This window comes from Bradyrhizobium sp. CCGE-LA001 (assembly GCF_000296215.2).
Lineage (GTDB): Bacteria > Pseudomonadota > Alphaproteobacteria > Rhizobiales > Xanthobacteraceae > Bradyrhizobium.
Genome location: NZ_CP013949.1, coordinates 7,785,540 through 7,812,400, shown reverse-complemented (window position 1 = coordinate 7,812,400; position 26,861 = coordinate 7,785,540). Strand labels below are relative to the sequence as shown.

The window sequence follows — 26,861 nt, the reverse complement described above, 5'->3', positions numbered from 1 at the left end:
CAATCGTGAAAATCCGTGTTTTGGTGTCTCTACGACAGGTTTTGCGCCGCGTCGCGGACAAAGATGTCGCGTTCGCCGGGGGAGCCTGCCGGCTTCCTTCAAATACCCAGCGTCAACTGCGGCTCCGCCTCGTCGCCGGCCTGCAGCGCGGACAGCGAGACGCCCAGCAGCCTGACGCGCTTGGGCAGCGGCATCTCGATCTCGAGCAGGCCGCAGGCCAGCCGTTCGAGATCGTCCCGCCTCGCAACCGGTGCGGGAATAGACCTGCTGCGCGTGATGATCTCGAAATCGGCGAACTTGATCTTCAGCGTGACGGTGCGGCCGCGATTGCCGGTCGCCTCGCAGTGCCGCCAGACCTTGTCGACCAGCGGCCTGAGCTCGGCTGCCAGCGCGTCGTACGCGTCGAGGTCGGTCGAGAACGTGTTCTCCGCGCCGATCGATTTGCGGATCCGGTTGGCCCGGACCGGCCGCTCGTCGACGCCGCGCGAGATCCAGTAGTAATAGGCGCCAGACTTGCCGAAATTCGCGTTCATGAACGCCAGCGTCTGGTTGCGGATGTCGAGACCTGTGAACAGGCCGAGCGCGTTCATCTTCGCAGCTGTCGCGGGGCCTATCCCATGGAACTTGCCGACAGGAAGCATCTCGACGAAGGCCGGCCCCATCTCCGGCGAGATCACGAACTGACCGTTGGGCTTGCGATGGTCGGAGGCGAGCTTGGCCAGAAACTTGTTGTAGGAGATGCCGGCCGACGCGTTGAGGCCGGTCTCCGCCCTGACCTTCTCGCGGATCTTCAGCGCGATGTCCCGCGCCAGCGGAATGCCTTGCAGGTTCTCCGTCACGTCGAGATAGGCTTCATCCAGCGACAACGGCTCGATGATGTCAGTGTGCTCGGCGAAGATGTCGCGGATCTGCCTGGAGATCGCCTTGTAGACCTCGAAGCGCGGCTTGACGAAGATCAGATCGGGACATTGCCGCTTCGCCGTCACCGACGGCATCGCCGAGCGCACCCCGAACTTGCGCGCCTCGTAGCTCGCAGCCGCGACGACGCCGCGCTCCGCGGAGCCTCCCACCGCGACCGGCTTGCCGCGCAGCTCCGGATGATCGCGCTGCTCCACCGACGCATAGAAGGCATCCATGTCGATATGGATGATCTTGCGCACCGGCGATGCGTTGTCGGTGACCGGGTCGGATTCGCTCATGGAAAGATGATACCGTCGTGGAAAGCGAAGCGCGAGGTGATGGATGGTTCTGTTGTTGATCTTCGTGGCAGGCGTGGTCGGCATCGGCTGGCTGATTGGTGCTACCAACCTTCCCGGCGAATGGTATGCCGGCCTCGCCAAGCCGAGCTTCGTTCCGCCCAACTGGGCGTTCCCGATCGCCTGGACGATCCTCTACGTCATGATCGCGATTGCGGGATGGCGAACCTTTCGCCGCGAGCCCAGGGGCAAGGCGATGCTGGCCTGGGCCACGCAAATGGCGCTGAACTTCGCCTGGTCGCCGGTCATGTTCACGATGCATCAGATCGGCGCCGCGCTCGTCATCCTCATTGGCCTGTTCGTCGCGATCGTGGCTTATATCGCTCTGGAGATGTCACGCGACAGGCTGGCCGCCGTCCTGTTCGTACCCTACGCAGCCTGGGTCGCGTTTGCCGGCGTGCTCAATGCGGCGATCTGGCGTTTGAACTGAGGCGTTCATCTGAGAGTTCTTCAAAGAAGAATCTCAGGTTTGTGAGTGGCAAGCATGGCCGCGCGACCTCATATGGGGTCGCGGAGGACAAGCCAATGCAATACAGCTCCGAGCTCATTCACACGATGCGTCAAGCGCTGGAGACCGTGATGGCGAGCGTGCCCGCCCATCAATCAGTGTTCGGCCTGAAAGCCGCCGTCGCCGAATGCATCCTGAACGCCGCCGCACAGGGACAGACGTCATACGACGGACTGGTGATGGCCGCCTCCGACCAGATCCAGACGATCGTCGCGATGCTGACGTGAGGGGGCGGGTGTATTTTTCTGGGCAACCTTTCGCGATTCAGGATCTCGCTCACTGATCGCGAAATGGAGGTCGACGCCGACCTAAGCCCAGATGAGATATCGCGATAGCCCTTCGCTGTGAGGCGGCCGGTCTTCGCTAGATCCTTTAATCGCCGCGCGAATAGCGAGGAAGTCGCGATTCGCTCCTCATCTCCTAACGCGTCATCCATTCCGGATCGTCACCTTTCTATAGCGGCACATCTGCGATGAGCGGCGTTTTGGCAAGGCTTCATAACTGCCGGCCGCCCGCGCTTCCAAGGCGTCCAGCCGTCGCCATGCCGCGAACCGGCGCGCGACCCGAATGCGGAAGTCGTCGCGCATCGTCGCCTTGAGCTTGTCCACTGTATACGTGTACCAGCCCAGAGCACGCGTGATCTCTCTCATCCGCTGCGTGTGCGCTGCTCTCTCGAGGTCAGTCAGCGTGGCGGGGTGCTCGCCGAGCTTGTAATCGAGATCCCCCCCCCAGCGTAGCCGTGCGCACCGCAGAAGCGCGCCGATGTCGGGCACCTTCAACAGCCCCGCCGCGGCCAAGCATCATGCGTCATCTAAGTGCGCTCCATCTCCTGAAGCGTGGTTTGCTGCATCCGCACAGCGCGGATTTGGCAGGCGGCTTCACAGTCGAACCCTTGTGAGGAACGGCAGAACCTACCAAAATCGAGGGATTGCCTATTGGAGATTTCAAAATGCCCCTTACTACCGATCCGTCTCGCGATATCGAGTTCCGACTTTTCGAAGGCATCGCGTTTGCGATGTTCGACAGCGAACAGCGCGTCCTTTGCTTCGTCACCTGGGCTGCCTTGCTCGATCGCGCCGCAAAGGATGGGACCCGTCAAACGGACGCCAGAGGCACGTTCGAGCAGTACCGCTGGAAAATCGAACTGATCGCGAGCAGGAACTACGACCAGGGGGAAACCAGGCCTGTGGTCCGCACTGAGCAGCTCACCCCGCGCTAACGGCTCCTGCGGGTTTTTGGCTCGCGATCCCAGGCAGCAGAGATGTGGCCGTCGTGAAAGCCATCCTGGACGTCATTGTTCGATACGCTGTCTTTACGGCGGGTAACAGGCAAATAGCTGCTCGGCGGGTTGTTCGGTGTCTGATCGCTGATCTGCGCATGGTCACGATCGGTACAGCGCGAGGGGGCTCCGGCCCAGAGAACGACGGGCGAGAAACCCTCCGATTCACACTGGCGCGTCTAGCTCATCGAGAGGGCCTTGGTTGGCGGTGCAAACCGATCTGAGAATGTTGCGGCTTTTGCATCCCGGGCTGCGGAAACGGCGGCGGAAATAAACGCCGAACATCCGATCGTTGCCAGCGCCAGGAGAGCCGCACCAAAAATCAGGCTACGCATCTGAGCCTCCGTAGACGAGTCACCCCAGCATCGGATCGTATTGTTTCAGTTTCGCTTCGCGGGCCGCCTTAAGTGGTTTCATGCACGCGGCCGTGAATCGAACGCTGCCGGGCTCGAAATTGGTGTCCCGGCAGCGTTTCATTCTCGAACTGAGCGCTGAAATCCCAGTTAGCCCAGCTTTAGCAAAGCTCATGCCATAGGTGCCTGACGAGACGCAAAGCGGCCTCAAGCAGGTTTCCGGGGCTGGCTCGGACGCTGAGGCCGTTCGGCGCGGCCCCAAAGAGGCCTGCATTGCATATTTCTGCCGATCATTGCCGGATTCGCAAGGAATACTTGGGCCAACCGTACATTATTGCTGCCGGTTCGCGGGCCGCATCAAATAATAGACCCAAACCTGCCGAGAGACGGCGCCGGCTCGCAACTCCGCGAATCTGTTGGCCTTATGCTTCGAGAACTCGAGAGCCAACAAACGTCCCCCCACTGCTGAAGCAAGCGGTGGACGAAGCCACGCAAGCCTTCACCGATCTTGTGAGTGCTTACCTGGAGTTTTTCGAGATGAATGAGGAGCTGAGTAACTAGCTGATTGACTGGCGCACCCGACACGATTCGAACGTGTGACCTTTGCCTTCGGAGGGCAACGCTCTATCCAGCTGAGCTACGGGTGCAGTGATGCCTGATGTAGCCGATTGGCGAGGAGCGGGCAACCGGTTCTCGCCATGCTGCGTTCAAGCGGATTTGCGCCGGATAGGCCCAGGAACCTGTGCCGCCTCCCGACCGAGGGCGGCGAATTCGGCGAGAACCCGTTCGGCGCAGATGACGCGGTTGCGGCCGAGCCGCTTGGCGACATAGAGCGCCTCGTCGGCCGCCCCTAACAGCCGGTCGGGACCGCCATCGGCGCCGGTGGGGATTTGGCTGGCGACGCCGACGCTGAGGGTGACGTGGTCGCCGGCACCCACGGCGCCGTGGGCGATCTGCAAGGCCATAACCGCGCAGCGGATCTCCTCGGCGACGGCGCAGGCGGTGTCGCAGTCCATGTCCGGCAGGATCAGCGCGAACTCCTCTCCGCCATAGCGGCCGGCGAGGTCGAGCGGGCGCACGGCGTGCCGGCTCACGGCAGCGGCGACCGCGCGCAGGCATTCGTCGCCGCTCTGATGGCCGTGGCGGTCGTTGAACAGCTTGAAATGGTCGACGTCGACGAACAGTAGGGCCAGCGGCTTCTGCGTGCGCTGGGCGCGCCCCCATTCACTCATCAGCATCTGGTCGAAAGCACGGCGGTTCGACAGGCCGGTCAGACCGTCCTTGGTGGCGAGCTCCTTCAGCGCCATCTCGGCGCGCTTCTGGTCGGTGAGATCGCGCAGCGTCTCCACCACGGCGATCAGATTGCCGGCCTCGTCGTGGATCGGGCCGGCGTCGATGGCGAGATAGAGCTGACTGCCGAGCTTCGGCATCACGCACCAGTTCTCCGCGGAAAAGCCGAGGCCGTTATGGCCGCGCGCGGCATATTCCGAATAGAACTCTGGCAGTTGCTCGGGACGATCGAGCGCGACGAGGTCGGCGAGGCAAGGGCGCCGGGTCTCGTAGAAGGCCTGCCAGTGCTTGCTGGTGCCGATCACCTCCGAGGCGGCGACGCCGGTCAGGCGTTCGCAGGCCCTGTTCCAGATCACGACGCGGCGCCTGGGGTCGATCACGAAGGTCGGCACCACCAAATGCTGCATCAGCCGCACCGCGTAGGAATCCGCGACGTCGATGGCCTTGGTGGAGGTCGTGCGCAATTTCGCCATCACGCCACCGCCGCCACTGGCGCGGCATCACCCGGGCCGAACAGCTTTCGCACTTCGGCGGCCGGCTTGGGTGCGCTGAACAGATAACCCTGCATCTCGGTGCAACCGAGGTTACGCAGCATCTCGCGCTGGGCCTCGGTCTCGACGCCCTCGGCGACCGTGGTCATGCTGCTGGCGGCGGCGATGTTCACCACGGCTTGCACGATGACAGGCGAGCCGCTCGTTTCCGCGATGTCGGCGACGAAGCAGCGATCGATCTTGATCTTGTCGAACGGGAAGCGCTTGAGATAGCTGAGCGAGGAATAGCCGGTGCCGAAATCGTCGAGCGCGATGCGCACGCCGATGGCGCGTAGCTGGTGCAGGATCGAGAGCGCGGCCTCGTCGTCGCGGATCAGCACGGCCTCGGTGATCTCGAGCTCGAGCCGGCGCGGGTCGAGCCCGGACGCGGCGAGCGCGCCGGCGATCCGCAGGGCCAGCGTGTCGCATTTGAGCTGCACCGGCGAGACGTTGACCGCGACGCGGACATGCGCGGGCCAGGTCGCGGCCTCGTTGCAGGCCGTCCGCAGCACCCAGTCGCCGAGCTCGTTGATCAGGCCGGTGTCCTCGGCGACCGGAATGAATTCCGCCGGCGACACCATGCCGCGTTCGGGATGGCGCCAGCGCAGCAGCGCCTCGCAGCCCGAGACCTCGCCGGAGCGTAAGTCCACCAGCGGCTGGTAGTGAATCTCGAAGCCGCCATTGACCAGGGCCTGGCGCAGATCCTGCTCCATGGTCAGGCGCGCCTTGGCGCTCGCATCCATCGCCGGCTCGAAGAAGCGGTGAGTGCGGCGTCCTCCGGCCTTGGCGCCGTACATCGCGAGGTCGGCATTCTTGATGAGCTGGTCGAGATCGGCGCCGTCCTGCGGCGCCAGTGCGATCCCGATGCTCGCGTCGGTGGAGAGCTGGTGCCCGAGGCAATGATAGGGCTGCCGGATCGCCTCAAAGATCCGCGTCACGAACGACACCACGTCGGCGGAGGAGGATATCCCGGTCTGGATCACCGCGAACTCGTCGCCGCCGAGCCGCGCGATCAGGTCGCCCGGCGTCAGACAGCCGCGCAGACGGGCCGCGATCGCCTTGAGCAGCTCGTCGCCGACGTGATGGCCGAGCGAGTCGTTGATGCCCTTGAATTCGTCGACATCGATGTAGAGCAGCGCGAACTGGCAGCCGTCGGCGACATGCGCCAGCTCGCGCTCGATCTGCTCGCGGAACAGCGTGCGGTTCGGCAGGTCGGTCAGCGCATCGTAATGCGCCATGTGTGCGATCTTCTCGTCGGCCCGCCGCTGCTCGGTGACGTCCTCGACGACGTTGATGATGTAGCGCGGCTCGCCGGACTTGTCGCGGATGCCGATCCTGCGCGAGGTGATGTAGCGCCGTCCGATACTCGGCGTGTTCCAGATATGCTCGTCCAGGAAGAGGCCGTCCGGCGATTGCAGCAGCCTGTCGTCGTCCCGGGTGACGATGCCGGCGTCGTCCGCCGGGTAGAGATCGAACGCGGTCTTGCCGACGATGGTCCCGGTGGAGTCGTCGAGCTGTTCCTCGGCCACGCGGTTGGCGAGGAGGTACCGGCGCGTCCGGGCGTCCTTCACGGTGATCCGTGAGGGGATGTGATCGATGATCTCGCGCAGGAAGGTGTGGTTGCGGTCGCGCTCCTGCTCCAGGCTGCGGCGTTCGGTGATGTCTTCGATGGTGGCGACCCATCCGCCCTGCGCGAGCGGCGTATTGATGACCTGGAAGGCGCGGCCGTTGGCCAGCTGATGAATTCTCGTGGAGACGGTGCCTTCGGCGACGACTCTCATCACGTCGGCGCAAAATTCCTCGACATTGCCGTCGAACGCACCGCGCTCCTTGCGATGGTGCATCGCCTCGCGGATGTGGCAGCCGGGCTTGATGACGTCGTGGGACAGGCCGAACATGTCAGCATAGCGGCGGTTGCAAGTGACGATGTGGCCGCTGGCGTCGTACAGGATCAGCCCCTGCGACATGTTGTTGAGGGCGGTGTCGAGCCGCTGCCGCTCCGCCTCGATCCGCTCCTGGGCCTCGCGGTTCTGCCGGTTGATCTGGCGGATGATCAGATAGAGGATCAGCGCGATCACCGCGGCCGAGAAGCCCGCCGTCGCCACCATGAAGCCGGTCTGCTGCCGCCAGTCGGCCAGCGCGGCACTGGTGATGTTGGTGGCGACGATGACCAGCGGGAAATGCGTCAGCGACGCCGCCGACCCGAGCCGCTCCTGGCCGTCGACCGGGCTCCTGACGCGCAGCGTGTGCTGACCGCCCTTGGCCAGCACTCTCCGCATCAGCGGCGCATCCTTGAAGCTCCGTCCGATCATCTCTTCGACGTGCGGATAGCGCGCCAGCATCTTGCCTTCGCGATCGAACAGCGAGATCGCCGTGCCTTCCGCGAGCGCGACCGATGCAAAATATTGGTGGTAGCTGTCCGGATCGATCCGCCGGACCATCGCGCCGAGGAAGGTGCCGTCGGGACCGTTCAGACGCCGCGCGACCACCGTGGTCCATTTGCCGATGATGAAGCTGCGGACCGATTCCAGGATGACCGGCTCGGACGTCAGATTGGTTTTGAACGACTGGAAATAGGCGCGCGAGGAGACGTTGATCTTGGGCAGCGGCTGGGCGCGCGACCAGTTGATCAGCTCGCCCTCGGCATCGTAGATCGCGATGTCGCCGAGATAGGACACCGAGCTGATCTTGCTGCGCAGCATCTGGTTCGTCGCCGGCGTGGACATGCGCTCGCGGAACATCGCGGGCGAGGCGATGTCGGGCAGGTTCATCTGCCCGATCACATCGGCGGCGACGACATCGGAATCCTGGAATTGCTGATCGAAGTGCCGCGCGATCAGCTGCACGGTGTTTTCGAGCTCGCGCTCGCGGTTGACCAGGGTCCGCTCGCGAAACTCGCCGACAGCCATGGCCGTCACGGCGAAGATGCCCGCGACCAGCAGCACGCCGCACAAGGTCAGCCACAGGACCGGGCCACGCCGCATCGCCGCCCTCCAGCCGTTGTTCACGGCTAAGGACATTCCGGCTGCGATCCCTGCAAAGACCTGGCGCATTCCCCCTCCCTGGAGGAACAGGAATACACCGCACAAATGGCGCAAAGCTTAGGAAAGCCAGTTACCTAAGCATTAATCCGGTTGTGCAATCGCGCTCGCACGCAGCCGGGCGCGAGTCGCGTCACGGTTGTGTCATGTACATCGCGAACGCTGCGCTGCATCATGAATCGTTACTTAATGCGAGGCGCCCGCGCTCTTGTCGCCGCCGACCTTGCGCAGCCGTCCGACCACGCCGGTGGGGAAGAAATAGACGCTGGCGATGAACAGCAGCCCGAGCCACAGCAGCCAGCGGTCGGGGTGCAACAGCCCCGGCAGCAGCGGCAGCCCGGCTTCCGACGCCGCCGTGGAGGCGACCTTCATCAGCGACTGCAGATAGTTCTGGGCGAGGATGAAGATGGTGGCGCCGATGATCGCGCCGTAGATGGTGCCCATGCCGCCGATCACCACCATCAGCAGAATGTCCAGCATGATCGAGAAGCTGAGCGAGGTATCGGGCCCGGCATAGCGCAGCCACAGCGCGTTCAGGATGCCGGCGCTCGCGGCGACCAGCGCCGCGATGCAGTTGGCATAGGTCAGGTGGAACACGGTGCGGAAGCCGAGCGCCTCGGCGCGGAAGCGGTTCTCGCGGATCGCCTGCAGCACGCGCCCGAACGGGGAGTTCACCACCCGCAGCAGAGCCAGGATCATCAGCGCCGAGATGGCGAGCACCAGGTAGAAGGTCAGGATGCGGCCGTTGATCTCGAAGCCGAACAGGTTCTTCGAGATCAGCACGGTGCCGGGACGCAGCAGCTCGGGCAGCTGGAAGCTGCGTCCGTCCTCGCCGCCGGTGAGCCAGGACAGTTGCGAGGCCAGCACCTGGAAGGCCGAGGCGACCGCAAGCGTGATCATGGCAAAGAAGATCGCGGCGACCCGCAGCGAGAACAGCCCGATCGCGAGCGCCAGCAGCGCTGCGAGCGGCAGGCCGATGACGATGCCGGTGGCGACCGCGGCCCAGTTCGGGCCCATTCCGTACAGCGCGATCGCGATGGCGTAGCTGCCGATGCCGTAGAACATGGTGTGGGCGAACGAGACCGAGCCGGTGTAGCCGAGCAGCAGATCGTAGGACGCGACCAACGCGGCGAAGACGCAGATCTTGGCCGCGACGTTCAGCGCCTTGGCGCCCGGGAACAGGAACGGCGTTGCCGCCAGCGCCAGGATGATGAGGACAAGAACGAGCGTGAGGACGCGGCTGCGCGGCGGGTCGCCTGAGAGGAGCATCATCGGCTGGTCACCGCATAGAGGCCGCGCGGCCGCCACATCAGAATGGCGACCATCAGCAGGATGTTGGAGACGAGGGCGAGCTTCGGCACCAGGAAGCCGCCGTAATTGGCCACCATCGCCACCAGGATCGCGCCGATGAAGCAGCCGCCGATCGACCCTAGGCCACCGATGATGACGACGATGAAGATCAGCACGGTGAGCTCGTCACTCATGGACGCGTGCACCTGCTCGCGATAGAGCGCCCACATCACGCCGCCGAGGCCGGCCAGCGCCGATCCCGTCATGAACACGCCGAGGAAAAGGCGGCGGATGCGATAGCCGAGCGCCTCCACCATCTCGCGATTCTCGACCCCGGCGCGGATCAGGAGGCCAATCTTGCTTCGATTGAGCACGAGCTGAATCGCGATGAAGATGCCGAGGCCGATCAGCATCGCCAGCACGCGGTACTTGGCAATGGCGACGTCGCCGAGGATGAAGGAGCCGCGCAGCGAGGTCGGCAGCGGCATCGGGATGATCTGCGGTCCCCAGAGCGCATAAAGCGTCTGCTCGGCGACGATCAGGCCGCCCGTCGTCATCAGGATCTGCTTCAGATGCTGGCCATAGACGGGCAGGATCAGCACGCGCTCGACGACGAGGCCGAGCGCCCCCGAGACCGCCATCGCCAGCAGCGCCGCCGGCGCCAGTACGGCGAGGTTCATCCAGAGCGAATCGGCCTGAATGGAAGCCGCAAACGGTGCCAGCACCAGGGTCGCGATGTAGGCGCCGACGGCGATGAAGGCGCCATGGCCGAAATTGAGCACGTCCATCAGGCCGAACACGAGCGTGAGGCCGGAGGCCATGATGAAGATCATCATGCCCATGGCGAGGCTCGCCACGGTCAGCGTTAGCCAGGACGAGGTCGAGCCGATCAGCGGAAGCATGAGGAGGGCGAGCGCCACAGGCAGCAGGATCGGCGCGAGGTCGCGCTTCGGCTTCGGCAGCGGATCGTTCGCGGCAAGGTCAGTCACTGATGCGTCTCCAGGCTCAGGCCGAGCAGTCGCTCTTGCAGCGGCACGTCGGCGGCGAGCGCCGACATCTCGCCGCCATGGACGATGGTGCCGTTGTCCATGACCAGCACGCTGTCGCCGAGCTCGCGGGCGGCGAAGAAGTTCTGCTCGACCATGAGGATCGTCGCGCCCTTGCGCTTGATCTCCTTCAGGCATTCGATCAGCGCCATCACGATCGCGGGCGCGAGGCCCTTGGTCGGCTCGTCGATCAGGAGCAGCTTGCGCGGCTCGATGATGGCGCGCGCGATCGACAGCATCTGTTTCTGTCCGCCGGAGAGGCTTCCCGCACGCGACAGCCAAAACCGGCGCAGCGCGGGGAAGAAGCCGAAGATCCAGTCGAGCTGGGTGTCGTCGAGCGGCCCGTCGCGCGCCGCGAGCACCAGGTTCTCCTTCACCGTGAGATCGGAGAACACCGCCATGCTCTCGGGCACATAGCCGACGCCGAGCCGGGCGATATCGGGCGTGGCGCGGCTCTCGATGCGCATCCCGGCGAGGCTGATCTCACCGCTGGAGGCCGGCCACAGACCCATGATCGTGCGCAGCGTCGTGGTCTTGCCGGCGCCGTTGCGGCCGAGCAGCATCGTGACCTGGCCCTGCGCGACCGTGAGGTCGATGCCCTGGAGGATGTGATAGCGGCCGATATGGGTGTGCACGCCGGAGAGTTTGAGAAGATCGGTCATGCTGCACTCTCTGCAGCGTTCTTGGGTGCGACGCCGAGATACGCCTCCTGCACGATCGGCGAGGCGATCACTTCGGCAGGCGCCCCGTCCGCAACCAGCTGCCCGTTATGCAGCACGATGATGCGGTCGGCGAGCGAGCGCACCACGTCCATCTTGTGCTCGACCAGCAGGATGATCTTGCTGCTGTCCTGCTTGAGCTGAGCGATCAGGTTCAGGACGACGGGCACCTCGTCGATGCTCATGCCCGCGGTCGGCTCGTCGAACATGAACACTTTCGGCTCCAGCGCGATCATCAGCGCCACCTCGAGCTTGCGCTGGTCGCCATGTGACAGCACGGTCGCGGCGACGCCGCGGCGGCTGCCCAGCGCGACCTGGTCGAGGATGGCGTCGGCCCGTGCGATCAGGTCGCGGCGGACCATCCAGGGGCGCAGCATGTCGTAATGCGTGCCGCTCGCCGCCTGCACCGCGAGGCGGACATTCTCTTCCACGGTCAGGTTCGGGAACAGGTTGGTGAGCTGGAACGCGCGCCCGAGCCCCGCACGGGTCCGCATCGGCGCGGAATGCTCAGTGATGTCGGTGCCGTCGAACAGGATGCTGCCGCTCGATGCACGAAGCTGGCCCGAGATCAAATTGAAATAGGTGGTCTTGCCGGCGCCGTTCGGCCCGACGATGGCCGTGAGCTCGCCCGGCCGGAACGTGCAGGTGACGTTGTTGACGGCGACATGCCCGCCGAAGCGGATGGTGAGATCGCGGGTTTCGAGGGTGAGGGGCATGTGGTGTCAAAATGAATGGTGAAATGAAGGTGCGTCCACGATCACGCTGCGCTCCCTTCCCGCTTGCGGGGGAGGGCTGGGGAGAGGGCTATCGCCACAGGCGAAGACCCCCAAGAGCAGAGAGCCCTCTCCCGGCCTCTCCCGCGAGCGGGAGAGGTGAAGCAAGGAGCCTACCGCTTGTTGCGGACGGGAACGTCCATGTCCTCGATCTTCAGCTCACGTACCGGGTCGAGCACGGCCCAGGCGACGTTCGGGTCGACCTTGACCTTGAAGTGATACATGCTCTGCAGCGCCTGATGGTCGTCTTTGCGGAACACCATCTTGCCCTTCGGCGTGTCGAACTCCAGGCCTTCCATCGCCGTGATCAGCTTCTCGCTGTCGGTCGATTTCGCCTTGGTGACGGCGGCGACGACCGACATCGCGGCGGCGAAGCCGCCCGCGGTGAAGAAGTCCGGCGGCGCGTTGAAGCGCTTCTGGTGCTCGGCGACCAGCCAGTCGTTCACCGGGTTCTTCGGGATCTCGTAGAAATAATAGGTCGCGCCTTCCATGCCGGGCAGGCCCTTATAGGCCGCGAGCGCCGGCAGGATGTTGCCGCCGGTCGACAGCTCGATGCCGTAGCGCTTCGGATCCATGTCCTGGAGCTTGGCCAGCGGATTGCCGGCGCCGGCCCAGATCACCCAGATCACCTTGCGGCCGGGCTTGTCCTTCAGCGCGTCGAACAGGCGTTGGCCGACCGCGGTGAAGTCGGTGGTTGAGGTCGGGGCATATTCCTCCGCGGCGAGCGTGGCGCCGGTCTTGGCGAGCGCCTCCTTGAAGGCGGCGACGCCGTCGCGGCCGAACGCGTAGTCCTGCGCCAGCGTCGCGACGGTCACGCCCTGCTTGCCGATCGCGACCGCGTTGGAGATCGCGTCCTGCGAGGAGTTGCGCGCGGTTCGGAAGATGTAGCGATTCCACTTCTCGCCGGTAATTTGATCCGCGACGGCCGGCTCGACGATCAGGATCTTCTTGTTCTCCTCGGCGACGGGAAGAATGGCGAGCGCCGCAGCCGACGAGGTCGTGCCGATCGCGATGTCGGCCTTGTCGTCCTGATAGGCTTCCGCGAGCGCGGCCTTGGCCAGATCCGGCTTGCCCTGGTCGTCCTTGGTGATGACGACGATCTTGCGACCGTCGAGCGTCATGGTTCCCTTGGTGGCGTATTCGAAGCCCATCTTCAGACCGGTCTCGGTCTGCTTGGCATAGGCCTCGAGCGGACCGGTCTTGCCGTAGATCAGCGCGACCTTGAGGTCGTCGGCCCGTGCGGAGCTGCCCGCGGCAAGCGCGAGGATGGTTGTTGTTAGGATGAATGATCGACGCACGATGGTCCCTCCCTGAATGAACTGCCTTGGTCAAAGCGATTTGCACAAGTGTGCAGACATTGCAATTCCACCTTCCGGTGGTGCTTGCATGAGGCTGCATATGACAGTCTGTTGACGTGTATGTGCCGGATCGTCGCGAGCCGGGTTAACGATCCCGGCCTCGCATCAGCCCATGCCGTTTTCTCTCGGCGGCCCAGAGCAAGCTCCGCGCCAGAAGCGAAGTTTTCCGCGGGAGTGGCCGAAAATGCGGCAATTACCGGTGACGGCCTCAGGCGAAGGCAGCCAGCGGGGTGTCAGGAATCCGAGACTCCAGACATGCGTCGTCTCCAAACTCAGACGGAGGCCGATCCTGCGGCGAGGCCGAACTTGGCGAGCTTCTTGTAAAAGGTCGCGCGCGAGATGCGCAGCATCCGGGCGGCCTCCGTGATCTGGCCGTTGCTGGCGGCGAGCGCTTGTTCGAGCGTGTGCTTCTCGAACTCGGCCTCGGCTTCGGCATAGGGCACGACCGTTCCGGCCGCGCGCTCGGGTGCTGCCGGCCTGATCTCGGCCCCGACGGGAAGGATGCGAACGAAATCGTCGCCGGTCAGCCGCCCGGAATCGCTGAGGATCAGCGCCCGTTCCAGGATGTTGCGGAGCTCGCGGACGTTGCCGGGCCAGTCGTAGCGCGCAAGGGCGGCGAGCGCGCTCGGCGTGATCCTGGTGCTGGCATAGTCGCCGGAGGCACCGATGTCCTCGAGCAGCCGGGCGCAGATGTCGGGAAGGTCATCGAGGCACTGGCGCAGCGGCGGCAGGTCGATCGCGAGCACGTTGAGGCGATAGTACAGGTCAGGGCGAAACGTGCCCTCGCTGACGCGTTTGCGCAAATCCACATTGGTAGCGGCGACGACGCGCACGTCTACCTTGGAGATCTTGTCCGAGCCGAGCGGCTCGACCTCGCGTTCCTGGAGCACGCGCAGCAGCTTGGCCTGCAACTGCAGCGGCATCTCGCCGATCTCGTCGAGGAACAGCGTGCCGCCGTCGGCGATGCGGAACTTGCCCTCACGCCCTCTGCGGTCGGCCCCGGTATAGGCGCCCGGCGCGGTGCCGAAGAACTCCGACTCGATCAGGGTGTCTGGTATCGCGGCGACATTGACGCTGACGAAAGGCTTCTCGGCGCGGGACGAGGCGTTGTGGATCGCCTGCGCCAGCATCTCCTTGCCCGTTCCGGTTTCGCCGGTCAGCAGCACCGTCACGCTCTGCCGCGCGGCGCGGCTGGCCAGCTCCTTGGCTTGCGCGATTCCCCGCGTGGTGCCGACGAAATCGGCGAAGGTGAAGCGCGCGGCGCGGGCGTTGGACAATTGCCGCCGCGCCAGCCGTAAATCGCTCTCGAGCTGCGCGACGCGGGCGAGCAGCGGCTTCAGGCTTTCGAGATGGTGGTAGAGCACGAAGCCGATCGCGCCGATCACCTTGCCGTCCTCGTCCTCGATCGGCATGCGGGTGACGACCAACTGCTCGCCGCCGAGTTCCATGATGTCGAGCAGGATCGGCTCGCCGGTCTCCGCCACCTTCCGCATCAGGCTGTTGGGGATGACCTCCTCGATCGGGCGGCCGATCGCCTCATGGGTCTGCTTGAGGCCGAGCGCCGTGAGATATTTCTCGTTGACGTAGACGACCCGCCCGCCGCGATCGATCGCAATCGCGCCCTCGCAGAGCTTCTCCAGCCGCTCGAACAGCGTCTCCATCGCGCGCGCACGGAGATAAGCGGGATCGCTGATGGAGAAGGCGGGCATGACGTACCTCGCGGGAAGTCTGCCTGTGTATTAGCAAAAGAGCAGCGATTTCAAAGGGGGATTTGGCCCACCAGGCCAACGACAGCAATGTTTGTTGCGCCGCTTGTCCTACCGCCGATACGCGCTTGCGCGCGAATAGCCCTGGCGGTTCTGCTGCGTGGGGCGGCTCGCCACGCTCGAGCGCGCCTCGCTGGAAGCTGGCGTAGCGAGCTTCAGCTCCTCCAGGAAGATCGGCCGCGAGAAGTAATAGCCCTGCGCGTAGCGGATCTTGGTTGCGGCCTGGAGGTACGCGAGCTCCTCGTAGGACTCGAGGCCCTCGGCAATCACGGTCATGCCGAGCGCTTCGCTCAAGGATTCGATCGCGCGCAAAATGCCCTGGCTGCGCGGGCGCTTATGGATGTCGGTGATGAAGGAGCGGTCGATCTTGATCTCGTCCGCGGTGATGTCGGCGAGCGCCGAGAGCGAGGAATAGCCGGTGCCGAAATCGTCGATCGAGATGCCGACGCCGAGCTTGCGGAACATCGGCAGGATCTCGTCCTGGAAATGATTCTTGGCGACGAAGGCATCTTCGGTCACCTCGATCATGAACCGCTGCGGAAAGCCGGTCGCGTTCAGCGCCTGCGCAAAGCTGCGCATGAATTCGGGGTTGCCGGCCTGCTTGGCGGCAACGTTGATGCTGATGGTCGCTTCCGCGCTGAAGGTCTCGTTGATCAGGTCGATCGACTTGACGATCTCGGCGAGCACGAGATGAGTCAGCTCGTCGATCAAGCCGAGCTCGCTGGCGAGGTTGATGAACGAGCCGGGCGCCTGGATCACGCCTTCATCGTCGCGCAGGCGCACCAAGGCCTCGATGCCCGTGACGGCGTGCGTCCTGATGTCGACCTTGGACTGGAACGTGCAGCAGAAGCGCTTTTCCAGAATGGCAAGCCGCAGCGATTGCTCGACCTTCATGCGCGCCAACGCCTCGCGCTCCATGCTGGCGTCGAAGAAGGCGGCAGAGCCCTTACCGCCGTTCTTGATGCGGTACATCGCGATGTCGGCATTCTGGCGCAGGGTCTCGAAGCTGCGGCCGTGATCGGGATAGAGGCTGATGCCGACGGATGTGGAAGCGAAGATTTCCGAATGGTCGATGAAGAACGGGGCGGTCAGCCGCTCCAGCGTCGATTGCATGAATTCGGCGATTTCCTCCTGGCTCTGGATCGGCGCGAGCAGCAGCAGGAATTCGTCGCCGGAGATGCGCGAGAGCATGTCGGAATCGCGCAAGTCACGTCCGAGCCGCTTCGACAGCTCGACCAGCAGCGCATCGCCGACGGCATGGCCGTAATAGTCGTTGATGTGCTTGAAATTGTCGATGTCGAGAAAGGCCAGCGCGAAGCGCTCACCGTCGCGATCGCGGGCGAGCAGACCGTTGGCGCGATGCTCGATCACGCGGCGGGAGGGCAGCCCGGTCAGCTCGTCGAAATAGGCCGAGCGAAACAGCTGGTCCTCGAAGTTCTTTTGCTCGGTGATATCGGAGGACGCCGAGATCAGCAGCTCGCGGCCAGCGACGCGGACCGGGCGGTGGGTCGTGAGCAGCACCTGGCGAGACGCGCCGTCGTGAAGCGCTTCCTCGGTGATGACGGCCTGGCCGGCGCTCAGCGCCCGTCGGCAGGCTTCGCGGCGCGGCGTCAGATCGGGAGAGGGGCGGCTGCCGTCGATGCCGAGCTGGGCGGCCGCGGCATCGTTAACCAGCAGAAGCTCGCCATGCGCGTCCTGCACGGTCAGGCCGGCCGGAAGCATTCTAACGATTTCCTTGAGAAATCCGAGTTCGCCTTCGCTCGCGCCGGAATGGTCGTTGTCGTTCATAGAAGGCATGAATTTTCTTGTTTCAGCGCGCGTTTGCAATGCACGCGATCTTGCTCGGTTCCCTCTTAAGTTTGGTTAAGGGCCCCGAAGAAATACGGGGGTGTTTTGGCTGAAATTTGCGGCGATGCGACGCGGGTCGACGATCGTCATTAACAGGGCGTCAATGCGCCGAGTGAAACTACGCGCGGTTCTCTTTCGCTTGTGTCGACGTCATGGCGGGACAAGCCGGGGCATGACGACAACTTGCGAGGGTCCCCAAGTGGTCGCGCCGCTAACCGTTCGGGGGGATGCGGCATTGCATGATGCAATGCAGGCCGGTGGCCAGATAGGAGAGCTCGGTCTTGCCGTCGAAGGCCGAGAGCGCCGACTTCAGCAATTTGGTGCCGAAGCCCGGAGCCGACACCTCACCGATGCTCGGTCCCTCGGTTTCGTCCCAGGTGATGGTGAGGCGATCGCCGGTGATGGTCCAGGACACCTGCAGCAATCCGCGCGGCGCAGAGAACGCGCCATACTTGCCCGCGTTGGTGGCGAGCTCGTGAAACATCAGCGACAGCGTCACCGCGAGCTTCGGCGGCAGGAACAGCCGCTCGCCGTTGAGCGTGAAGCGGACATGGCCGTAAGGCCCGAGCTCCGAGATCAGGAGATCGCGGATGTCGCAGCCCCCCTTGTCGATGCGCGAGATCAGATCGTCGGTTGCGGCCAGCGAACGCAGCCTCGGATCGATCCGGGACCAGACCTGCGGTTGGTCGTGCAGCACCTGGTGCAGCACGGCGTGCACCGTCGACAGCTTGTTCTTCAGCCGGTGCTGGAGTTCGTCGACCAGCAGCTTGCGATAGTCTTCCTCCTCAATCAGGCGCTTTGAAATCCGGCGCTGCTCGATCAGCAGCGTGCGATAGTGCTCGACGCCCCAGATGGTGAGCGCGCAAACCACCCAATAGAGCGTCAGCAGGGCAAACCGGGCGCGATCGGCGAAGGCGTCGCCGAAATTGACGATCACGCCGAGCACGCCGCCGACCAGAGCCGTCGCAATGCCGATCCTGAAGCCGCCGAAGGCGGCGGCAAAGAACACGGCGGGAAAGTAGGGGGTGAAATAGACGTCGGGCCGCACATGGGCGAGACCCCAGCGTGTCAGTGTCGCGACCAGCAGGCACGCGACCGCGAAGGCGATGCTCAGGCCGAGTGATGGCGGCGCCACACCCTGCCAGCCTTTGCGGAACTCGTCGATCAGCTTCCCCATGCCCAGCCCGGTCGCGACGCCCGTCTGAAGGTCGAGCGTTGGTGGCGGATGTTACGCATGCCGGAAGCGCAAGCAAAGCTTGCCTTCCCGCGGGCCGGCGGGAATAGTGGCCGTCGCGGCGCCATCATCTGTCAGTGTCCGCCATCTGAAAATCAAATCATTCGAAACGGGAACATTCCATGGGCAGGCTGGACGGCAAGGTTGCGGTCATCACCGGCGCGACGAGCGGAATTGGGTTGCGTACCGCGGAAGTCTTCGTTGCCGAAGGTGCCAAAATTGTGATCGCGGGTCGCCGCGTCCCGGAAGGCGAGGCGCTGGCGAAGCAGCTCGGAGCCAATTGCGTCTTCCGCCAGACCGATGTCACGGTCGAAGCGCAGATGCAGGCGCTGATCGCGCTCGCCGTGGACAAGTTCGGCAGGATCGACTGCCTTTTTAACAATGCCGGCGGTCCGGCGCAGACCGGCGGGATCGAAGGCCTGGAGGTCGAGCGGTTCGACGCGGCGATGGCGACGCTGGTGCGCAGCGTCATGCTTGGCATGAAGCACGCCGCGCCTCACATGAAGAGCCAAGGTTCCGGCAGCATCATCAACAATGGCAGCATCGCCGGCCGTCTCGCCGGGTTCTCGTCCTCGATGGTTTACAGCGCGGCCAAGGCGGCGGTGATCCATCTCACCAAATGCGTGGCGATGGAGCTCGGCGAATCGAATGTGCGCGTCAACGCGATCTCGCCCGGCGCGATCGCGACCGGCATTTTCGGCAAGGCGCTGGGGCTCTCGACCGACGCTGCCGAGAAGACCCCGGCGGTGATGCGCGAAGTCTACAAGACCGCGCAGCCGATCCCGCGCGCCGGTCTTCCCGACGACATCGCGCAGGCCGCGGTCTTCCTGGCCAGCGACGAATCCAGCTTCATCAACGGCCACGACCTCGTCGTCGACGGCGCCATGACCGGCGGCCGCAATTGGAGCCAGCAGCAGCAGGGCTATGTGGCCCTGCGCAAGGCGTTCGATCAGGGGGCGTAGAAGCTTCGGCGACGGTGCCGTAGGGTGGGCAAAGGCGCGCTCTTCGCGCGCCGTGCCCACGATCGGTGTTCGAGTCCGGGGAGGCATGGTGGGCACGCTTCGCTTTGCCCACCCTACGAGACTGCGCAAGGCGTTCGATTGGGGCGCGCAGCGGACAGGTCTCGTGCCCCGGACGCGGCGCGGCGCGAAGTGCCGCTCCGCAGAGCCGGGGCCCATCTATTCGCGACTTGCCCTGGGCTTTTTGGGTCCCGGCTCGCGCTACGCGCGTCCGGGACACGAGAGTTGAACGCCTAAACCGCCTTCAGCCTCACCCGCAACCCGTCCTTCGGCTTCGGGATCGGCCACATCTGCCAGTCCGGCTTATAGCCCGGTTCTAGCGACACCTCGATGTTCTGCAGGAAGTGCCGCGCAAAGCATTTCGCCTGCATATAGGCGAAGTGCAGGCCGAGGCACATATGCGCGCCGCCGCCGAACGGCACGAAGGCGAAGCGGTGGCGGTTGCGCTGGGCGTCCTCGGTGAAGCGCAGCGGATCGAAACGGTCAGGCTCGGGCCAGATCTCCTTCATGTGATGGGTGTAGAGCGGATTGATGCCGACCGCGGTGCCGGCCGGAATCGCAAAACCCTTGAAGCTGAAATCGCGCATCGCGCGGCGCGGCATCGAGGGCACTGGCGGCTTGAGTCGCAGCGCTTCCTTGAACGCCATCTCGGTCAGCGGCATCTTTTCGAGATCGTCGAAGCTGCTCGGCGCATCCGGGGCGAGCCCGAGCGCGAGCACTTCCGCCCGCAGCCTGTCCTGCCAGTCCGGATTGGCGGCGAGCTCGCCGATGAAGGAGGTCAGTGACGAGGTCAGCGTGTCGTGCGCCGCCATCATCAGGAAGCTCATATGGTCGATGATGTCCTGCTCCGAAAGCAGCGCGCCGTCCTCGTGGGTGGCGCGGCAGAGCTGCGAGAACAGATCGTCGCCGCCGTGATTGCCGCGCCGGAGCGGAATCTGCTCGCGGAAATAGGCGACGATTCGCTTGCGGCCCTTCACGCCGCGCGCCATCTGGGTGCCCGGCAGGGGACGGCGGACCGGCGCGACGGCAGCGGCGACCATGTCGACGAAGGCGCGGTTGATCTCATCGACCTCAGGCCCGATATCGGCGCCGAGGAACGAGGCCGCAGCGAGATCGAGCGTGAGCTGCTTCATCGCCGGATAGAGCAGCATCTCGCCTTGCTTGGTCTTCCATTGCGCAACGCGCGCGGAAATGCCGCGATCGAGATCGGACAGGTAGGATTTCATCGGCCCGGATTTGAACGCGACCGACAGCGCCTTGCGATGCAGCCGGTGCTCGTCGAAATCGAGCAGCATCAGCCCGCGCGGAAACAACAGGCCGAGCACCTTGTTCCAGCCATGCGTCGAGGAGAACAGTTTCTGCTGGTCGAACAGCACGAGCTCATTGGCTTCGGGCCCGAGCAGCACGATGTTGGTCTCGCCGAAGATGTGGGTGCGGTAGACCAGACCGTATTTGGCGCCGTTCCTCTCGATATGGCCCTTAGGGTCGGCCAGCACCTGAAACGTCTTGCCGATGATCGGCCAACCCTCGTCGCCGGGGATGTGGGTCAGCTCGTTGCGTTTGGGCGCGGTGAACTGAAGCGCAGAGGCGGCCACATTCTGCATCGACATGACGATTGCTCCAGTTGGAGGTCCCGGCCAGCATAGCACATCCGACTACGCCGATGCGGTGAACGTATCGCGCACAATATTGTCACCTACGGTCGTCCCGGCCTAGCGAGCAATTGCGCACGAGGCCGGACGACGAGTAGCTTCGCATCCTATTGCTTCGCCGCTTCCTTCTGCAGATCCGGCGCGTTGACGGCGGGAATGGCGACGCGTCCGGGGCCCGTGACCTTTAGCGCCTCCGCGGCCTTTTCGTTCTCCATGATCTTGGCCATCACCGCCTGTCCCGCGCGCTCGAATATCGCACGATTCTCGATCACGAATTTTTGCGACTTGCGCAGGCCGTCGATATAGCCGTTGATCTCCGGCACGACGTAGCGCGCCACCATGTCCCAGCTGCGGCGGGTGTTCTCCGGGTTGGCCCAGTCGTGCACGAAGCCGATGATGGCGCCGACGCCGCCGGACACCTGCATCACGTTCTTGATGGTTTTGACGAGATCGTCGGGTGTGCCGATGGTGGACGCCGCACCTTCGACGAAGGCGGTCTTGTCCACGGCCTCATCGGGCGAGGAGAACGCGGTGAGGCCCGGCCGCTGCAGCGTGCCGACATTATATTCGTTGTGCCAGCGCATCAGCCCGGCGCCGGCCTCGCGGCGCGCCTGCTCGCGGGTCTCGGCAATGTGGAAGGTCAACAGCACGCGCCAGTCGGCGCGGCTCACCGTGGTGCCGTGCTTCTTCGCAGCATCTTCCGCGAACTGCCATTGCTGCTGCAGCGACATCAGTCCCTGCGTCGTCATCGATCCCAGCGAGATGATGCCGATGCCGTACTTGCCGGCGAGCGTCATGCCCGACGGCGAGATCTGCGAAGCCACCACGAACGGCATCTCCTCCTGCAAGGGCAGGATCTGCAATGCGGCGTCGTTCATGGTGAACCAGTCGCTCTTGGCGGTGACGCGTTCGCCGTTGAAAAGACGGCGGATCACGCCGATGGCTTCGTCCTGGCGGTCGCGTTGCGTCATGGGGTCGATGCCGAGCGTGTGCGCGTCCGACGCCAGCGCGCCGGGCCCGGAGCCGAAGATGGCGCGGCCGCCGGTCATGTGGTCGAGCTGCACCATGCGCTGGGCGACGTTGAAGGGATGGTGATAGGGCAGCGACACCACGCCGGTGCCAAGCTTGATCCGCTTGGTGCGCTCGCCCGCCGCGGCCAAGAACATCTCGGGCGATGCGATCATCTCCCAGCCGGAGGAGTGATGCTCGCCACACCAGAACTCGTCGTAGCCGAGCGCGTCGAGTTGCTCGACCAGGTCGAGATCGCGCCGGAACTGGAGCATCGGATGCTCCCCGATCGGGTGATGCGGGGCAAGAAAGGCTCCGAACTTCAGGCGCGCCATGGCGGTCTCTCCGGCTTGATTTTCTGTTTGTTGAGGCGATGAGGCTACGTGCCTGACGGCACGAACGCAATCGCGCGATGTCCCGTGTTGCGGAATGCAGGCATGCGGCGTGGCGAGGTGCTTCCGCCTTTTCCCTGCTTGCGGCGAGAGGGCCGGGGTGAGGAGGAGCCTCAGCGGAGGCGGATGTCGTTCAGTGTCCCGATGGTGCCACGCCGTCATTGCGAGGAGCGTAGCGACGAAGCAATCCAGAGTGTCTCGGCGGAGAAACTCTGGATTGCTTCGCTGCGCTCGCGATGACGTGGCGAGAGGGCGTGACTCGATTGATATCGGACGCGTGGAGAGCGACGAGATCCGCGACCGAACGAAGAGGCGCCCCGCGCTGGTGCTCGCGATGATCGTCGTCGCCTACGGCACGACCGCACCGACCGGAAATGCGGCCGGAGTGGCCGCAATCAGCACGCGCAGCCTTTTTCGTCTCGCTCGCGCTGTTTGTGACATTCATCGTGATGTGCCGCATTTCTGGCGTGGAAGCGTCGCGCCTCTGCAGGAATTTGAAGCATTTGCGGTTGATATCTGCGGATTTTCGCGGGAAATCCCGCGAATTTCACCAGATTGACAGCGCACGGTCTTTTTATTTCGCAATGCAGCAACTATCTGGTTTGGCTGGACGTTGAACGTCGCCCACCAGGAATTTGCCGTGTCGCTAGCCCGAAATGTCGATCTGTTGAGACGTCTGCCCAAGCTGGACGGTCTGCGCTTTGCCGAGCTCGGCCGCAGCGCGGATTCCTCCAGCCCGCTGCAGGAGGTCACGGATTTCGGTGACAATCCCGGCGCCTTGCACATGTTCGCCTTCGTGCCGGCGCAGCTCCAGACGCCGCGTGCGCTGGTCGTCGTGCTGCATGGCTGCGGCCAGACCGCGGCCGGTTACGATCTCGGCGCGGGATGGTCGACGCTGGCGCAGCACTACGGCTTCGCGCTGGTGATGCCCGAGCAGCAGCGCATCAATAACGGCAACACCTGCTTCAACTGGTTCAATCCCGAAGACATGGTGCGCGACTCCGGCGAGGCGCGTTCGATCCGCGAGATGATCGCGCATATGGTTGAGGCGCATCGCATCGATCCGAGGCGCATCTTCATCACCGGCCTGTCCGCCGGCGGCGGCATGACGTCGGTGATGCTCGCGACCTATCCGGAGGTCTTTGCGGCCGGCGCAGTGATTGCCGGGCTTCCTTACGGCATCGCCTCGAATTTGCGCGAAGCGCTGGACGGCATGTTCCATTCGCCAACGCGTCCCGCGCGCGAGCTCGGCGATCTCGTGCGCAACGCTTCCGATCATCGCGGCCCCTGGCCGAAGATCTCGGTGTGGCACGGCAGCGCCGACCGCACCGTCAATCCCGGCAATGCCAACGAGATCGTCAAGCAATGGCTCGATCTGCATGGCCTGCCGGACGCACCGATGGCCGAGATCAATGTCGACGGCTATCCGCGCCAGGCCTGGTGGAACAAGGACGGCGAGACGCTGGTCGAGTCCTACGCCATCACGGACATGGCGCATGGCACGCCGCTCGGCCTTGCCGACAACGACCAGCGTTACGGCATGGAAGGCGCATTCCTGATCGAGGCTGGCATCTCCTCGTCATACCACATCGCAAAATTCTTCGGCCTCACCGGCTGGATTCCGGACGCCACGAAGAAAGCGGAGGCAAAGCCCGCGGTGCCAAAGCCGGCGCTGACACCCGCGCCGCATCTCGCCCGCTCGATCCGCACCGCCGTCGCCGAACAGCCCACTGACACCAAGCGCGAGGCCACCCGCAGCTTCGATCTCGGCCAGATCATCACGCGCGCACTGACCGCCGCGGGGCTGATGAAGTAAGTCTCAGCCGTCGAGTCCCCGTAACCACATCTTCCTGTGGTTATGGGTTCCGCCGGGACGACGGCTGAGTTTGGTGCGGCGGAGTCGCGCAAGTCGGAACGCCGCAATAAACTCCCGCTACATTTCCCCCGTGATGAACGGATTGGTCATCCGCTCCTGGCCGATGCTCGAACCTGCGCCGTGGCCGCAGATGAAGCCGACGTCGTCGCCGAGCGGCAGCAGTTTTGTCTTGATCGAGTCGATCAGCGTGGCGTGATTGCCGCCGGGCAGATCGGTGCGGCCGACCGAGCCGGCGAACAGCACGTCGCCGACATGAGCGAAACGCAAATCCTTGTTGAAGAACACCACGCTGCCCGGCGAGTGGCCGGGGCAATGCAGGATGTCGAAATGCAGCTCGCCGATCGAGACGCGCGCGCCCTCGTCGAGCCAGCGGTCCGGCGCAAAATTGCGCACCCCGGTCATGCCGAAGCGCGCGCCGCTCTCGACCACGTTGTCGAGCAGGAACTTGTCCGCCTGATGCGGGCCCTCGATCGGCACCTTCAGCGCATCGCGCAAATCCGCGGCGCCGCCGACATGGTCGATATGGCCGTGGGTCAGCCAGATCTTCTCAACGGTGACGCCGGTCTGCTTGATCGCATCCAAAATCTTCGGCACGTCGCCGCCGGGGTCGATCACCACCGCCTTCTTGGTCGGCTCGTCCCAGATGATGGTGCAGTTCTGCTCGAACAGCGTCACCGGCACGATGATCGCGCCGGCCTTGGCTTGCCCAGAGTCTTGGGTGTCATTTTGCTCGGTCATGGCGTCACAATGCCGATTTTTGCGAGGCCGCCAAGCAAAAGATTCAGCTCCCGCGAGCCGGAACGGCCCCGGGAACAACCGTCACATAGCCGTCCCAATTGACCGGCCAATTTGAACCGGGGCGATGCTGTCGCGTTCTCCCGCGCGAGGGCGCAGATTGGGTGGTCTTTCGGCATGACTCAAAGCAACGAGACTTGGTGGCGCGACGGCATCTTCTACCAGATCTATCCGCGCTCGTTTCAGGACTCCAACGGCGACGGCATTGGCGATCTCGCCGGCATCCTCCAGCGGCTGCCTTACGTCAAATCGCTCGGCGTTGACGCGATCTGGCTGTCGCCGATCTTCCCGTCGCCCATGGCCGATTTCGGCTACGACATCTCCGATTACACCGGCATCGAGCCGCTGTTCGGGACCATGGCGGATTTCGACGCGCTGATCGCGGCGGTCCATGACAATGGCCTGAAGCTGATCCTCGACCTCGTGCCCAATCACACCTCCGACCAGCATCCCTGGTTCATCGAGAGCCGCGCCTCGCGCGACAATCCCAAGCGCGACTGGTACATCTGGCGCGATCCGGCGGCGGATGGCGGGGTGCCGAACAATTGGTTGTCCGAGTTCGGCGGCAGCGCGTGGCAGTTCGACGAGACCACGGGCCAATATTACTACCACGCCTTCCTCGCCCAGCAGCCCGACCTCAACTGGCGCAATCCGGATGTCCGCACGGCGATCCTCGATGTGATGCGGTTCTGGCTGGAGAGGGGCGTCGACGGCTTTCGCGTCGACGTGATCTGGCATCTGATCAAGGACGCCGAATTCCGCGACAACCCGCCGAACCCGCATTATGTCGAGGGCCGCCCGCCGAACGAGAAGATCCTCACGCAATATTCCACCGACCAGCCCGAGGTGCACGACGTGATTGCCGAGATGCGGCGCGTCACCGATGGCTTTGGCGCGCGCGTCCTGATCGGCGAGATCTATCTGCCGCTGCATCGCCTGATGGCCTATTACGGCAACGATCTCACCGGCGCCCAGATGCCGTTCAACTTCGCGCTGCTCTCGACCTTCTGGAGTGCGCGTTCGATCGAGAAGATCATCGAGGATTACGAGAAGGCGCTGCCGCGCGGCGCATGGCCGAACTGGGTGCTCGGCAATCACGATCGTCCGCGGGTCGCCAGCCGCGTCGGCCCCGAGCAAGCCCGCGTCGCCGCCATGTTGCTGCTGACCCTGCGCGGCACGCCGACACTGTATTACGGCGACGAGATCGGCATGCACCAGGTGACGATCGCGCCGGAGGACGTGCGCGACCCCTTCGAGAAGAACGTGCCCGGCATCGGTGTTGGTCGCGACGGTTGCCGCACGCCGATGCAGTGGGATGCGTCCGACTTCGCGGGCTTCTCGACAGTGCGACCCTGGTTGCCGCTCCCGGAGCATTATGTCAGGGACAATGTCGTCACTCTCGAAGCCGACAGCCGCTCAATCCTCTCGCTTTACAGGCGCCTGATCGACTTGCGGAAGGCTTCGCCGCCGTTGGTCGCCGGCGACTATCACCCGATCTCGGCGCAAGGCGATCTCCTGATCTATCGCCGTGACGCCGGCGGCAAGGCGCTCGTCGTGGCGCTCAATCTCGGCCCCGAGCCGATCGCGGTGACCACCAGCGCCATCCGCTTCGGCAGCGAGATCCTGCTGTCGACGTTCCTGGATCGCGAGGGGGAGAAGGTCGAAGGCGTGCTCGATCTGCGCGGGAACGAAGGGGTGGTGGTGGCGGCGCCGTAGCCGTCGACTTCACCAGGGCAGCGGCTAGCCGGAAGACGAGGCTCTATCCACGTCATTGCGAGGAGCCCTTGCGACGAAGCAATCCAGAGTCCCTCCGCGGAAAGATTCTGGA

23 protein-coding genes and 1 tRNA gene are annotated in these 26,861 nt (G+C 64.3%); 7 read left to right on the top strand and 17 right to left on the bottom strand.

Annotation, left to right across the window (positions count from 1 at the left end):
• Positions 1-98: 98 nt before the first annotated feature.
• Positions 99-1,199 (bottom strand): DNA polymerase IV, encoded by a 1,101-nt coding sequence (gene dinB / locus BCCGELA001_RS35455; RefSeq protein WP_060737413.1) that lies wholly within the window; start codon positions 1,197-1,199, stop codon positions 99-101.
• A 43-nt stretch (positions 1,200-1,242) separates the two neighbouring features.
• On the opposite strand from dinB, the gene BCCGELA001_RS35450 reads away from it, so the two are divergent.
• Together BCCGELA001_RS35450 and BCCGELA001_RS35445 are read left to right on the top strand one after the other, a co-directional pair.
• Entirely contained in the window at positions 1,243-1,686 is a 444-nt protein-coding gene (locus BCCGELA001_RS35450) for a TspO/MBR family protein (protein ID WP_082813883.1), read from the top strand.
• A gap of 95 nt (positions 1,687-1,781) precedes the next feature.
• Positions 1,782-1,991 carry a hypothetical protein gene (locus BCCGELA001_RS35445; RefSeq protein ID WP_060738029.1) on the top strand — a complete coding sequence of 70 codons (210 nt, stop codon included), beginning with the start codon at positions 1,782-1,784 and terminating at the stop codon, positions 1,989-1,991.
• Positions 1,992-2,192: 201 nt separating this feature from the next.
• Here the strand turns inward: BCCGELA001_RS35445 and BCCGELA001_RS35440 are convergent, their stop codons facing one another.
• Positions 2,193-2,543 carry a hypothetical protein gene (locus tag BCCGELA001_RS35440; RefSeq protein ID WP_144441660.1) on the bottom strand — a complete coding sequence of 117 codons (351 nt, stop codon included), beginning with the start codon at positions 2,541-2,543 and terminating at the stop codon, positions 2,193-2,195.
• Positions 2,544-2,713: 170 nt separating this feature from the next.
• On the opposite strand from BCCGELA001_RS35440, the gene BCCGELA001_RS35435 reads away from it, so the two are divergent.
• Positions 2,714-2,983: a DUF1488 family protein gene (locus BCCGELA001_RS35435; RefSeq protein ID WP_008540374.1), complete on the top strand. Its 270-nt coding sequence runs from the start codon at positions 2,714-2,716 to the stop codon at positions 2,981-2,983.
• 239 nt (positions 2,984-3,222) lie between these two features.
• Here the strand turns inward: BCCGELA001_RS35435 and BCCGELA001_RS38575 are convergent, their stop codons facing one another.
• The 12 genes from BCCGELA001_RS38575 to BCCGELA001_RS35380 all read right to left on the bottom strand — a co-directional run bounded on the left by BCCGELA001_RS38575 (position 3,223) and on the right by BCCGELA001_RS35380 (position 18,234).
• Complete coding sequence (locus BCCGELA001_RS38575) at positions 3,223-3,378, bottom strand: hypothetical protein (protein ID WP_193409753.1); 156 nt, start codon at positions 3,376-3,378, stop codon at positions 3,223-3,225.
• A gap of 588 nt (positions 3,379-3,966) precedes the next feature.
• Positions 3,967-4,043, bottom strand: a tRNA-Arg gene (locus tag BCCGELA001_RS35430).
• Between the two features lie 60 nt (positions 4,044-4,103).
• The gene (locus BCCGELA001_RS35425; protein ID WP_060737412.1) at positions 4,104-5,159 is read right to left on the bottom strand and encodes a sensor domain-containing diguanylate cyclase; all 1,056 of its coding nucleotides are present in this window, start codon (positions 5,157-5,159) and stop codon (positions 4,104-4,106) included.
• Positions 5,159-8,269, bottom strand: coding sequence for a bifunctional diguanylate cyclase/phosphodiesterase (locus tag BCCGELA001_RS35420; protein ID WP_060737411.1), 3,111 nt, complete (start codon positions 8,267-8,269; stop codon positions 5,159-5,161). Before BCCGELA001_RS35420 ends, BCCGELA001_RS35425 begins: the two co-directional genes overlap by 1 nt.
• A gap of 174 nt (positions 8,270-8,443) precedes the next feature.
• Positions 8,444-9,529: a branched-chain amino acid ABC transporter permease gene (locus tag BCCGELA001_RS35415; RefSeq protein ID WP_008540386.1), complete on the bottom strand. Its 1,086-nt coding sequence runs from the start codon at positions 9,527-9,529 to the stop codon at positions 8,444-8,446.
• On the bottom strand, positions 9,526-10,536 hold the full coding sequence (locus BCCGELA001_RS35410) for a branched-chain amino acid ABC transporter permease (RefSeq protein ID WP_060737409.1): 1,011 nt from the start codon (positions 10,534-10,536) through the stop codon (positions 9,526-9,528). Before BCCGELA001_RS35410 ends, BCCGELA001_RS35415 begins: the two co-directional genes overlap by 4 nt.
• Positions 10,533-11,255, bottom strand: coding sequence for an ABC transporter ATP-binding protein (locus BCCGELA001_RS35405; protein WP_008540390.1), 723 nt, complete (start codon positions 11,253-11,255; stop codon positions 10,533-10,535). The genes BCCGELA001_RS35410 and BCCGELA001_RS35405 overlap by 4 nt, the downstream gene beginning before the upstream one ends.
• Positions 11,252-12,028, bottom strand: a complete 777-nt coding sequence (locus BCCGELA001_RS35400; protein WP_008540391.1) for an ABC transporter ATP-binding protein — start codon at positions 12,026-12,028, stop codon at positions 11,252-11,254. Before BCCGELA001_RS35400 ends, BCCGELA001_RS35405 begins: the two co-directional genes overlap by 4 nt.
• 170 nt (positions 12,029-12,198) lie before the next feature.
• Positions 12,199-13,383 carry a substrate-binding domain-containing protein gene (locus tag BCCGELA001_RS35395; RefSeq protein WP_060737408.1) on the bottom strand — a complete coding sequence of 395 codons (1,185 nt, stop codon included), beginning with the start codon at positions 13,381-13,383 and terminating at the stop codon, positions 12,199-12,201.
• Between the two features lie 332 nt (positions 13,384-13,715).
• Positions 13,716-15,152 (bottom strand): sigma-54 interaction domain-containing protein, encoded by a 1,437-nt coding sequence (locus tag BCCGELA001_RS35390; RefSeq protein WP_008540394.1) that lies wholly within the window; start codon positions 15,150-15,152, stop codon positions 13,716-13,718.
• 108 nt (positions 15,153-15,260) lie between these two features.
• Positions 15,261-16,997 (bottom strand): putative bifunctional diguanylate cyclase/phosphodiesterase, encoded by a 1,737-nt coding sequence (locus BCCGELA001_RS35385; RefSeq protein ID WP_008540395.1) that lies wholly within the window; start codon positions 16,995-16,997, stop codon positions 15,261-15,263.
• A 271-nt stretch (positions 16,998-17,268) separates the two neighbouring features.
• Entirely contained in the window at positions 17,269-18,234 is a 966-nt protein-coding gene (locus BCCGELA001_RS35380; protein WP_060737407.1) for a sensor histidine kinase, read from the bottom strand.
• Between the two features lie 179 nt (positions 18,235-18,413).
• Here BCCGELA001_RS35380 and BCCGELA001_RS35375 point away from each other — a divergent pair, with 179 nt between their 5' ends.
• Entirely contained in the window at positions 18,414-19,253 is an 840-nt protein-coding gene (locus BCCGELA001_RS35375; protein ID WP_060737406.1) for an SDR family NAD(P)-dependent oxidoreductase, read from the top strand.
• Positions 19,254-19,543: 290 nt separating this feature from the next.
• On the opposite strand, the gene BCCGELA001_RS35370 is transcribed toward BCCGELA001_RS35375, so the two are convergent.
• The gene (locus BCCGELA001_RS35370; RefSeq protein ID WP_060737405.1) at positions 19,544-20,920 is read right to left on the bottom strand and encodes a cytochrome P450; all 1,377 of its coding nucleotides are present in this window, start codon (positions 20,918-20,920) and stop codon (positions 19,544-19,546) included.
• 149 nt (positions 20,921-21,069) lie between these two features.
• Positions 21,070-22,305 (bottom strand): LLM class flavin-dependent oxidoreductase, encoded by a 1,236-nt coding sequence (locus BCCGELA001_RS35365; protein WP_060737404.1) that lies wholly within the window; start codon positions 22,303-22,305, stop codon positions 21,070-21,072.
• A gap of 334 nt (positions 22,306-22,639) precedes the next feature.
• Between BCCGELA001_RS35365 and BCCGELA001_RS35360 the strand changes: the two genes are divergently transcribed.
• Entirely contained in the window at positions 22,640-22,921 is a 282-nt protein-coding gene (locus tag BCCGELA001_RS35360; protein WP_008540402.1) for a hypothetical protein, read from the top strand.
• An 81-nt stretch (positions 22,922-23,002) separates the two neighbouring features.
• The gene (locus tag BCCGELA001_RS35355) at positions 23,003-24,178 is read left to right on the top strand and encodes an extracellular catalytic domain type 1 short-chain-length polyhydroxyalkanoate depolymerase (RefSeq protein ID WP_060738028.1); all 1,176 of its coding nucleotides are present in this window, start codon (positions 23,003-23,005) and stop codon (positions 24,176-24,178) included.
• A 117-nt stretch (positions 24,179-24,295) separates the two neighbouring features.
• Here the strand turns inward: BCCGELA001_RS35355 and BCCGELA001_RS35350 are convergent, their stop codons facing one another.
• A complete protein-coding gene (locus BCCGELA001_RS35350) occupies positions 24,296-24,976 on the bottom strand; it encodes an MBL fold metallo-hydrolase (RefSeq protein ID WP_008540404.1) in 681 nt (226 codons plus the stop codon).
• Between the two features lie 174 nt (positions 24,977-25,150).
• On the opposite strand from BCCGELA001_RS35350, the gene BCCGELA001_RS35345 reads away from it, so the two are divergent.
• A complete protein-coding gene (locus BCCGELA001_RS35345) occupies positions 25,151-26,749 on the top strand; it encodes an alpha-amylase family glycosyl hydrolase (protein WP_060737403.1) in 1,599 nt (532 codons plus the stop codon).
• Positions 26,750-26,861: the final 112 nt, after the last annotated feature.